We start from the raw sequence: 518 nt of genomic DNA, 5'->3' as shown, positions 1-518 counted from the left end.
CAGATCGTACTGGCTGAAGTGGAAGGTCAGGTCAAGGAAGACACCATCCTGGCGTCCAACACCTCGACCATTTCCATCAGCCTGCTGGCCAAGGCCCTCAAGCGTCCGGAAAACTTCGTCGGCATGCACTTCTTCAACCCGGTACACATGATGCCGCTGGTGGAAGTGATCCGTGGTGAGAAGTCCAGCGAACTGGCGGTAGCGACCACCGTTGCCTACGCCAAGAAAATGGGCAAGAACCCGATCGTGGTCAACGACTGTCCGGGCTTTTTGGTCAACCGCGTGCTGTTCCCGTACTTCGGCGGTTTCGCCAAGCTGGTCAGCGCCGGTGTGGACTTCGTGCGCATCGACAAGATCATGGAGAAATTCGGCTGGCCAATGGGCCCGGCGTACCTGATGGACGTGGTCGGCATCGACACCGGTCACCACGGTCGTGACGTGATGGCTGAAGGCTTCCCGGATCGCATGAAGGATGATCGCCGCTCGGCCGTGGACGTGCTCTACGAAGCCAAGCGCCT

At 59.5% G+C, this 518-nt stretch carries 1 pseudogene; it reads left to right on the top strand.

Annotated features, from left to right (window positions below):
- A pseudogene (locus BLX41_RS34515) lies at positions 1-518 on the top strand (3-hydroxyacyl-CoA dehydrogenase NAD-binding domain-containing protein); the annotation flags it as partial.

The organism is Pseudomonas protegens (assembly GCF_003732485.1).
In the GTDB taxonomy this organism is placed as follows: domain Bacteria; phylum Pseudomonadota; class Gammaproteobacteria; order Pseudomonadales; family Pseudomonadaceae; genus Aquipseudomonas; species Aquipseudomonas protegens_B.
This window is presented reverse-complemented; position numbering and strand designations above follow the sequence as displayed.